Origin of the sequence: Ligilactobacillus saerimneri DSM 16049, from assembly GCF_000423265.1 — a bacterium.
Taxonomy (GTDB): Bacteria; Bacillota; Bacilli; order Lactobacillales; family Lactobacillaceae; genus Ligilactobacillus; species Ligilactobacillus saerimneri.
The window spans coordinates 39,937-47,611 of sequence record NZ_AUHQ01000015.1 but is presented as its reverse complement, the minus strand read 5'-3'; the positions used below and the strand labels follow the sequence as shown (position 1 = coordinate 47,611).

Here is a 7,675-nt window from a genome sequence, read left to right as displayed (position 1 = left end):
AAGGCTATCCTTGAGTTAGCTAATCAATTAGGAACTAATCTCAAGACACTGACGGTTGATCACGGGAAAGAGTTCGCCAACTACCAATCAATTGAGAAAAATACCGGCGTGCCGTTGTACTTTGCCCATGCTTATTCTCCGCATGAACGTGGTAGTAATGAGAATCGTAATCGAGTGTTACGGCGATTTATTCCTAAGGGTCAGCCAATTGAAGAGATTAGTGATGATGAATTGATTCAGATTAACTGGTATCTGAATTCACGGCCACTCAAATGTTTGAACTGGCGAACTCCAATTGAGATCTTTTTGCTTAATCTGCGTCATTAAATTTGTTCAAGTTATTTATTGCAATCTACCTTTACAATAAAATTATCAATATAGTAAAAGTTAAGGAAGTTTTCCATATGAATTCACATAACAAAATCGCCCGTTGGCTTGGACGGGGAATTGTCATCACTTTGGGACTACTGGTACTAATTGCTGCAAGTTATGTTATTTACATGCAGAGCCATTACTACCGGATCAAGGACCATCAAAAACTTACAATTAAGGATCCGCAACAAGCAGAGTTAGCCCCTGGACAAGAATATACTGCTTTAACGTATAATATTGGCTTTGGGGCCTACAACCAAAAATACAGCTTCTTCATGGATACGGGGCGCATGGTCGATGGCCAAAAGACTCAAGGTAAATACGGAACAGCAGTTAACAAACAAACCGTTTTAGCTGATACCAATGGAGCGGTCACTACGCTCAAGCAGCAACAACCAGATTTTGCTCTAATGCAAGAGGTTGATACCAACTCAACGCGCAGTTTTCATGTTGACCAGGTACAAAAAATTCAACAAAGTTTCCCCAATTACGCTAGTGTTTTTGCCAGTAACTTTCATTCAGGTTATATTTTCCTGCCTTTAAACAATCCCCACGGATCAGTCCGGTCAGGTTTGCTATCTTTGAGCAAGTACCGAATTTCTCAGGCAGAACGACGTAAATATCCTGTAACCTCCAGTTTTATTTCCAAATTTACTGATCTTGATCGGTGTTTTGAAGTGTTAACCATCCCTGTTAAGAATCATAAACAGCTACTTTTGATTAATAGCCATATGTCTGCCTATGATAAGGGGGGCGAAATGCGTAAAAAACAACTCAAGTTGCTCAATCATGTGATGGATGCTGCCGTTGCTCAAGGAGATTATGTTATCGTTGGCGGTGACTTCAACCATGCTTTTGGCACAAAAATGTTAACTCATTTCAAAAATAAACAGCAGGTACCAGATTGGGTATCAGTGCTTTCTAGCAAAAATATCACTTCAAAGATGCGAATGGTGCACGCTACTAATGAGGACCAAGTCCCTACCTGTCGGGCAACAGACATCCCTTATCAAAAGGGCGTTAATTACGAAACCGTAATCGATGGATTCTTAGTTTCCCCGAATGTAACTGCCCACGCAACTAATCTTGATACCCAATTTCAATATGCAGATCATAATCCCGTCAAACTTTCTTTTACATTGCAATAATGAACATTCTTTATAAATAAAAAACGAATCTAGACTCTTAAAATGCCTCACAATCGTTAGAATCTTTGTCTAACAATTATGGGGCTTTTTTCTATGGTGTGCATCCAATTATTTATTCTGATCAAGGTTGGAATTATCAATTGAGGATTTCCCTCACCTATTTAAGGCCGAGCTACTGGATGGATTCTCACCATGAAAGACATTAAAGAACTTAAACAGCTTTCAAGACAGTATGTTCACTACTTTAACTACAAACGAATTTCATTAAAAACAAAAGGCATGACTCCAGTGGAATATCGGAATCATACCTTAGTAGCTTAGTTATTCAATTTTGTCTAACTTTTTTGTTGTACTTCAACTCTCCAGGTTTGTCTTTTACCGCACTATATGTCGTGTCTACTTAGATAAAGAACACTATCTTCTACAAAAAATGTTTACTGAATAATATCCCGTAAAACTATCCGCCGGTACATCCATACTGCCAAAGCATAATAACCCAAGTACAGTACCATAAAAATTACAAATGGCATTCCAAAACTCTGATAAGGGGCTACCACTAGTAGCTTAAACATTTGTAAACCAAATAAAACATCCAATGTTCCCAATACAGCTGGTAAGAAGAACAAGACCGCTACTTCTTTAGCAATAGTACGCTTCAATAATTCACGCGGTGTCCCGATCTTAGCCAGCATCTGGTAACGCCGCGTGTCATCGTAGGAACCAGAAAGAATTTTGAACATTAAACATGATGCCAGCATTGCCAAAAATGCAATTGCTAAAAAGCCCCCCATGAATTCCATCACTGAGTATAACGACTGTGCAGTCACATATCCGCGATACTGGCCTCCTATACCCGCAGTCACTTGGTGAGGATCAGAACTTGCGTCAGCCACCTGCTTAATCTGCGAATAAGTCTTGCCGATAGGAGCTGTTTGGATAAAGTATGTCATCTTAGCTGGAGCCTGGACTTGCTGGAACTGTTTATGACTTACAACGAATGCGCTGCTTGTCATTTCAGTATAAAAAGTCAATTCATAGCTATGCTCCTGCATCTTTTTCCCATCATACTTAATATACTTGTAATTGGTCGTCATATTTTCTGAACCAGCTAGAGGTTGGATAGCCACATATGGCTGACGATCGAACTCACTGCTGTCATAATAATATTTCGTCCCCACTTGCTTATATGTATAACGTTGCTGCTTTTTGGTAGTGACCTTTTTCATAGCTGCTTTTTGCCGAATATTAGGATTATACACAACCATACCATATGCACTTGAAACTTCAGCAGTCTGTTCCGTTTGGTTTTTAAAAGCTACCCCCATCGTCAGTGCTCCTAGTGCCAGACCGAACATCAATGACACCATAGTTAAGATTGCTGTATAGTCCTGAATTCTGAACTGTAATTGCCCCAAGGTAAACGTATTAAGTTGTTTTTGGGCCCAGGAAGTTTTGCGAACCAGATTTACCACAGCTACTACTGTCCCATTAATGACAAAATAACTGCCAACTGCTGTAATTACAAAACACCATAGCAAAGTCCACTGGCCAAATAATACCGGGTGTCGCATCAAATAATATGCGTACCCTAAAATACCAATCCCCAAGATTACTTCCACCATCGGTAACCAAGGTTGGCGGATACTTTTATGCGGTTTAACTCCCCGTCGCAACAAGTCTAATGCAGGCTTACGCACCATGACAGCTGTATTAATCAGAGCTGCAAATCCAAATACAGCTAGATAAATCACCAACGTAATAACCATAGCGCGGAGATAAAAGGGCCGATAATAAGTTAGCTCCATTCCCATCATTTTTTCAAGAATGTGGCGAACGCTAATACTCAGCACCCCACCAAACAAAATTCCTAAAACTGTAGACAGAAGTCCGATTAACATTGTTTCACAAGCAATCAAGAACCCCACACGTTGCTTTTTGGCTCCTAGCATCATAAACAAACCATAATCTTTCTGGCGCATCCCTAACAAAAAATTATTTGCGTACAGGATATAAACAAACGTAATCATTGCCAATAAGATGATGCCGATATTGAACAAGATAGCGGAAAAGCTAATCAGGTCGTTAGACTTGTGGATCATTTCCTTATTCACCGCTAACGTTGCAAACATATAGAAGATTGCACTAGAAATAACCAGACCTGAAAACAAGACCATATAATCCTTGATCCGGGTGCGTAACCCGGCAACTGCTAATTTAGCTAGCATACTTTTCCTCCTATTCAAACGTCCCTAGTACATCCAGAATTTCTTGGTAAAATTCCTGCCGTGAACGGTCGCCCCGATAGATTTCTTGACCAACTTGCCCATCTTTAATAAAGATAATTCTCTGACAATAACTAGCCGAGAATGGATCGTGAGTTACCATCAGAATTGACATTGCTTGCTCCCGGTTAATCTTTTCCAAAAGATTTAACATCTCGCGAGAGGTTTTAGAATCCAGTACTCCTGTTGGTTCATCTCCTAGCAAAATTGAAGGTTGGTGCACCAAGCTCCGTGCGACAGCAACCCGTTGCTTTTGTCCTCCGGAAAGTTCAGCCGGATATTTTGCCAGTAAGGGCGCAATTTCTAATGTTTCCGCAATCTTTTCCACCGCCGGAGTGATCTGGCTGGCTTTTACTCCTTGTAAAGACAAAGGTAAGCGAATATTTTCAGCAACAGTTAAACTTTCTAAAAGATTGAAGTCCTGGAAGATAAAACCGATTTCTTGTCCCCGAAAATTAGCTAAATGCTTGCCTTTTAGACTAGTAACATCGTGCCCGGCAATTGTGACATGCCCACTAGTTGGTTTGTCAAACGTTGCTAACATGTTTAGTAGGGTTGTCTTGCCGGCACCTGAAGATCCCATGATTGCCACAAACTCGCCCTTAATAACATTGAAGGAAACGTCTTTCAATGCTTCATACTGCCGCCCACCTTTTTTACCATAAACTTTGCGTAACTGGCTTACGGTCACAATTTGTTCTTTTTTCATTTTCTTCCCCTTTTTGTTCCGTAGTTAATTACTTGTGTAACTAACTATATCACAAACGAAGATAAATGCAAATAAAAAATGAGGATTAGATGCTAACACCTAATCCCCACATTAGCCAAATAGTGTATAAACCATCGCTACAATCAGTGCAGGAAGCATATTTAAAACTGGTAATTTGAGCTCAAATAAAACATTTAATCCTACTGCAAAAATTAACACTGAACCTACCAAGGATACCCCATCCAACATTGCAGTGGTTAGCCATGGGCGGACAAAAACAGCTAAAAAGGTTATCCCACCTTGCAACACCCCAACTGGAACTGCTGCCAAAAGTGCCCCCATCCCATATGCAGCTGCAAAAATAGCCACTGTAACACCGTCCAAAATCGCCTTAGTAAACAATAACTGGGGATCATGCTGGAGACCATCCTGGAGCGCTCCGATGATAAGCATGGCACCAACACAAGTCGGAATCGTGGCACTAATAAATCCTGTGATAAAACGGGTATCGTTTTGTCGTTTGAAAATACGTTTAAACCACTGCGCCAAGTATGTAACTGCATTCTCCAAATGCACCAACCATCCCAGTATTCCACCAATAGTTAAGCTGATAATCAGCATCATGCTATTGATTGTTGTTAGCTGGCCATTGGCAGCAATTCGTAACATATGACTCAATGTTCCGGCCATTCCCACAAAAATTACCGCCAAACCTAAGGTCTGCATTACTATGCGACGTAATTGGGGGCTAATGAATTGTTGAAAGATCATCCCTACTAGTCCCCCACCAATAATTGCCACAACATCAACAATTGTTCCTAATCCAACCATTTTCTCGCTCATTTCTTATATTTGAAGTTAATATTACCAGAACGTTCCAACTTTAAGCAGCCGTGCTGATACCCATGTAAAAAAGAACAAAGGATACTTTTGAACTTGCTGTATCCTTTGTTCTTTATGCTATATCCAATCTGGTTGCAGTTATTTTACTGGTTCAGATGCAATAATTGTCATCTCACCACAGACTTGCCAAGTAGTAATTGGGGCCGGGATGATTAAATGCATCCCCTTGGCCAGCTGATACTCCTGCCCAGCAGCCTGCAAAGTCCCGTTCCCATCCAAAACCGACATTAGAGTATACGGCCCGTGGCTATGCTTTCGTTCCAAAGCCCCATGAACATCCCATTTGTAAACACTGAAGTATGGTGATTCAGGTTGTGTGATAAATGTCGTAACCGTCGATGCTCCCACTTGCTCATGTGTCACATGTAGGTTTGGTTCATGATAGGGAACCGTTGTTGTATCCAAGGATTGTTGAATATGCAGTTCACGCTTTTGACCAGTTTTTTGATCAACCCGATCATAATCATATAGCCGATAGGTAGTGTCCGAGCTTTGCTGAGTTTCTAACACCATAATTCCCTTGTTTAAGGCATGAATGGTTCCACTCGGAACATATACAAAATCCCCTGCCTTGACAGGTTTCTTACCTAAGAGTTGATCCCACTTACCAGCATGGATCAAGGAGGCCAGTTCTTCTTTGGTCTGTGCCGTATGACCATATGTCAAATATGCACCTTCATCAGCATGGATGACATACCAACACTCAGTTTTTCCCAATTCATGCTCATGTTCTTCAGCATAGGCATCATCTGGATGAACCTGAACTGAGAGACTATCATTAGCATCTAGGATTTTTGTCAATAATGGAAAGACTGGTGACGCAGGATTACCAAACAGCTCCGGATGCTCGGCATAAACATCGGGCAACAATTGCCCACGATATTCACCATTGATGATTTGATTAGGTCCATGCTCATGACCTGAAATAGCCCAGCATTCTCCAATCTTACCTGCTGGAATATCATAGTCAAAAGCAGTTTCTAAATTACGTCCTCCCCAAATTTTCTCATGGAAAACTGGAGCTAAAAATAAAGGCTCTGCCATATCACATTATCCCCTTTGATAATTATAACTTCTCATTCATCTTACCATGTTATGAAACCGTTTAACACCTATGATTTTGCGTCAAAGACGGCTATAATCTATCTTAAGATTAAAAAAGGAGTTTTTGGCGTGAAAAAAGCACAGCATATCAAAATTTTCTCACACAACGATCTTGACGGATTTGGTGCCCCCCTGCTTTTAGAAGCAGTTCAACCAGATTTGTTTGGAAACGTTGAATTCGACCTCACTACTTGCTCGGCTGGACGGATTGATGCGGAATTAAGTTGGTGGTTTCGCCAACCTGATATCGCTCGTTACAGTGATGTTTATATCATGGATATGACTCCGGATAGTGACTATTCTTTTGAAAAATTAGACGAACACTTTGCCAACCATTGGTTGATATTTGACCACCATGAGTCTGAACAAGAACAACGTGATCAACATCCAGCTAACAGTATCACTCCACCCCAAACACATAAAAATCCCAGCGCTACCAGTTTAGTTTGGTACTGGATCACTCAAAATGTTAACTTTGCCAATTTACCGTCCCAAAGACAACATGATCTCGCTCAAATCGTAGAACTTATTCGTGCATACGATACTTGGGATTGGCAAAATGATCCTACAATGGATGTAGCTACTAAAAAGGCGGCCGACGAACTCAATCAATTGTTCTGGTTCTACCCACTTAACAAATCCGAACAGTTCGTACGAGCCGTCTTAGCTGAAAGCTGGCAGAGTTTTCGTGCGCGTAATGCCCTTCTAATTGATACTCTCAATGATCGACGTCACCGCTACCTCGAAAAGCATCTCCGCAGCACCGAAACCTTCACTCTGGGTGAAAATAGTTTCGGAATCGTATATGCAAGTGACTATAAATCTGAAATTGCTCACGAGCTTCTCCAACGCAACGACGTTGATGCTGCCTTAGTGATTGACGGGCATAGTGTTTCCTTGCGCAGCAATGGCCGCTTAGATGTGGCAAAATTTGCGGCCCAATACTTCAACGGCGGAGGGCATGCTGATTCTGCTGGTGGAACGCTGGAACTTGATCCTTTAGTAGCTGGTGAGCAAGCTGCAATTGCTGCTTTACAAACTAAAGTCCAAGTAGCAGAAAAGATGGCTAAAGAAAGCAGTGATAATTCTTTAGGCGATAGTATTGATCCGGAAATGGCAGCTAAATTGGCTAATTTATTTAAATAATACTAGTAAAA

Annotated in this window: 8 protein-coding genes; 4 read left to right on the top strand and 4 right to left on the bottom strand. The window is 41.0% G+C overall.

Annotated elements, in window-relative coordinates:
* The 3 genes from G541_RS0105265 to G541_RS10800 all read left to right on the top strand — a co-directional run.
* The coding region (locus G541_RS0105265) for an IS30 family transposase (RefSeq protein ID WP_027826748.1) at positions 1-327 on the top strand (327 nt) is incomplete at its 5' end.
* A gap of 77 nt (positions 328-404) precedes the next feature.
* Entirely contained in the window at positions 405-1,520 is a 1,116-nt protein-coding gene (locus tag G541_RS0105260) for an endonuclease/exonuclease/phosphatase family protein (protein ID WP_027826747.1), read from the top strand.
* 192 nt (positions 1,521-1,712) lie between these two features.
* Positions 1,713-1,841 carry an IS3 family transposase gene (locus G541_RS10800; protein ID WP_155824502.1) on the top strand — a complete coding sequence of 43 codons (129 nt, stop codon included), beginning with the start codon at positions 1,713-1,715 and terminating at the stop codon, positions 1,839-1,841.
* Between the two features lie 113 nt (positions 1,842-1,954).
* On the opposite strand, the gene G541_RS0105255 is transcribed toward G541_RS10800, so the two are convergent.
* The 4 genes from G541_RS0105255 to manA all read right to left on the bottom strand — a co-directional run bounded on the left by G541_RS0105255 (position 1,955) and on the right by manA (position 6,458).
* Positions 1,955-3,745, bottom strand: coding sequence for an FtsX-like permease family protein (locus G541_RS0105255; RefSeq protein ID WP_027826746.1), 1,791 nt, complete (start codon positions 3,743-3,745; stop codon positions 1,955-1,957).
* A 10-nt stretch (positions 3,746-3,755) separates the two neighbouring features.
* Complete coding sequence (locus G541_RS0105250; protein ID WP_027826745.1) at positions 3,756-4,511, bottom strand: ABC transporter ATP-binding protein; 756 nt, start codon at positions 4,509-4,511, stop codon at positions 3,756-3,758.
* Between the two features lie 111 nt (positions 4,512-4,622).
* A complete protein-coding gene (locus G541_RS0105245) occupies positions 4,623-5,342 on the bottom strand; it encodes a DUF554 domain-containing protein (protein WP_027826744.1) in 720 nt (239 codons plus the stop codon).
* A gap of 150 nt (positions 5,343-5,492) precedes the next feature.
* Positions 5,493-6,458: a mannose-6-phosphate isomerase, class I gene (gene manA / locus G541_RS0105240; protein ID WP_027826743.1), complete on the bottom strand. Its 966-nt coding sequence runs from the start codon at positions 6,456-6,458 to the stop codon at positions 5,493-5,495.
* Between the two features lie 129 nt (positions 6,459-6,587).
* Between manA and G541_RS0105235 the strand changes: the two genes are divergently transcribed.
* Positions 6,588-7,664: a DHHA1 domain-containing protein gene (locus G541_RS0105235; protein ID WP_027826742.1), complete on the top strand. Its 1,077-nt coding sequence runs from the start codon at positions 6,588-6,590 to the stop codon at positions 7,662-7,664.
* The last annotated feature ends 11 nt before the right edge of the window (positions 7,665-7,675 follow it).

What these genes read in the sequence shown, in the direction of transcription:
- G541_RS0105260 (WP_027826747.1), top strand. Translation starts at nt 405, where the DNA reads ATGAATTCACATAACAAAATCGCCCGTTGGCTTGGACGGGGAATTGTC.
- G541_RS10800 (WP_155824502.1), top strand. Translation starts at nt 1,713, where the DNA reads ATGAAAGACATTAAAGAACTTAAACAGCTTTCAAGACAGTATGTTCAC.
- G541_RS0105255 (WP_027826746.1), bottom strand. Translation starts at nt 3,745, where the DNA reads ATGCTAGCTAAATTAGCAGTTGCCGGGTTACGCACCCGGATCAAGGAT.
- G541_RS0105250 (WP_027826745.1), bottom strand. Translation starts at nt 4,511, where the DNA reads ATGAAAAAAGAACAAATTGTGACCGTAAGCCAGTTACGCAAAGTTTAT.
- G541_RS0105245 (WP_027826744.1), bottom strand. Translation starts at nt 5,342, where the DNA reads ATGGTTGGATTAGGAACAATTGTTGATGTTGTGGCAATTATTGGTGGG.
- manA (WP_027826743.1), bottom strand. Translation starts at nt 6,458, where the DNA reads ATGGCAGAGCCTTTATTTTTAGCTCCAGTTTTCCATGAGAAAATTTGG.